We start from the raw sequence: 1814 nt of genomic DNA, 5'->3' as shown, positions 1-1814 counted from the left end.
GACGCGGTGACCGCGTACGCGGGCGCCCTCGGCCAGCGCCCGGGAGCCGTCGTCGCCGCCGGGACGGGCATGATCGCGCTCGGCACCGAGGGCAAGAAGTGGCACCGGGCGGACGGCTGGGGTCATCTGCTGGGCGACTGCGGCGGCGGCGCCTGGATCGGCCGGGCGGGCCTCGACGCCGCCCTGCGCGACCACGACGGGCGGCGCGGCGGTTCCGCGGCGCTGCGCGCCCGCGCGGAGGAGTTCTTCGACGGACCGGTGACGGAGCTCCCCGGCAAGCTGTATCCGCGCACGGACCGTCCCGCCGTGCTCGCGTCCTTCGTTCCCGAGGTGGCCCGCTGCGCGGCCGAGGACGACCCGGTCGCGGTCGGCATCCTGCGGGCCGCCGCGCTGCACATCGCCGAGGCGGCGGCCGCGGTGTGCCCGCCGGAGACGGCATGCGAAGTGGCCCTGACCGGCGGCCTGTTCGGCATCGGCGACCTCCTCCTCGTACCCCTGGAGGAAGAGCTGTCCGTACAACTGCCGCGCGCGCAGGCGGTGTCGGCGGACGGCAACCCCCTGGAGGGGGCCGTGGTGCTCGCCGGCGCGCTCGCTCTCGATGCGCTGGCGCTGCCGTGCGACGGGCGATTGCTGCACGTTCCGGAGGAAACCGGTGGACCGTCGGCCCCTCAACATTCCCGATAGTGACGACAATTGTCACCATCAGGAAAAATACGGACGTATAACTCGCAGCTGCCCCCTCCCCGAACAGAAGAGCACCGCGAGCCAGTAGCATGCGGCGCCATGAGCTCCCCCACTGGGCCCGCATCCGGCCTGCCTGTACGAATGCCGCGACCCCGCCAGCCCGGTCGGCACCGCCGCCCGGAACCCGCGGTGGCTCCCGAGGGAGCACCCGCGCTTGTTCTCGCCATGCCGGGCACGCCGAGCGCCGAGGCGCGCGCCCTCGGCGAAGAGGTCATCTCGATCGCCCGCTCCGAGCTGCCCGGCCTCGATGCCCGGATCGGCTACGTGGACGGTGAAGGCGCGGAATACCCGAACCTCCAGACCGTGCTCGCGCACGCCGCCGAGCAGCGCGCCGCCCGCTATCAGCAGGCGCTGGCCGCCGGTGCCGAGGCCGCCGAGCCGCAGGGCCCGGTCGCCGTGGTCGTGCCGCTGCTCGCCGGCCCGGACAACGCGCTGATGCGCCGGATCCGCCAGGCCGTCGTGGACTCCAGCGTGCCCGCCGAGGTCACCGATGTGCTCGGCCCGCACCCGCTGCTCGCCGAAGCGCTGCATGTGCGGCTCTCCGAGGCCGGCCTGTCCCGCGCCGACAGGGCCAGGCTGTTCACGGTGGCGACGGCGGCGGACGGCATCATCCTCGCCACCTCCGGCGGTGAGGAGGCGGTGCAGGCCGCGGGCATCACCGGCATGCTCCTTGCCGCGCGTCTCGCCGTGCCGGTGCTCGCCGCCGCGCTCGACGAGCCGGGTGCGGTGTCCCCCCCGCGCCCCCCGCGGCCCGGGCCGCGTGCGCCGCGATCGCCGATCAGCTGCGCGCCTCGGGCCCCGGTCAGCTGGCGCTCGCGCCGTACGTGATCGGCCCGGAAGCGGCCGACGGTCTGCTGGACGCGGCCGTCAAGGAGGCCGGCTGCGCGATCGCCGAGCCGCTGGGCGCCTACCCGGCGATCGGCAAGCTGACGCTGTCGAACTACATGAACGCGCTGGGCATCGCCCCGCAGCAGCAGATGGGCGCGTCAGCCCGCTGACGCGCACGGGTCATACGTGAGGGGGTGGGGCGCCCTGGGGGGGCGGGGGCCCCGCCCACACCGCCCCGGGCC

General features: G+C 75.2%; 1 protein-coding gene and 1 pseudogene. Both read left to right on the top strand.

Annotated features, from left to right (window positions below; all coding sequences use genetic code 11):
• Positions 1 to 684: N-acetylglucosamine kinase (locus JAO81_RS20870; protein ID WP_199549411.1), on the top strand; the 684-nt coding region annotated here is incomplete at its 5' end.
• Between the two features lie 99 nt (positions 685 to 783).
• A pseudogene (locus JAO81_RS20865) lies at positions 784 to 1742 on the top strand (sirohydrochlorin chelatase).
• The last annotated feature ends 72 nt before the right edge of the window (positions 1743 to 1814 follow it).

It is taken from the genome of Streptomyces sp. N35 (assembly GCF_016464295.1).
GTDB lineage: Bacteria > Actinomycetota > Actinomycetes > Streptomycetales > Streptomycetaceae > Streptomyces.
Note: the sequence above shows the minus strand (reverse complement) of the source record. Positions and strands in the feature narration are given on the sequence as shown.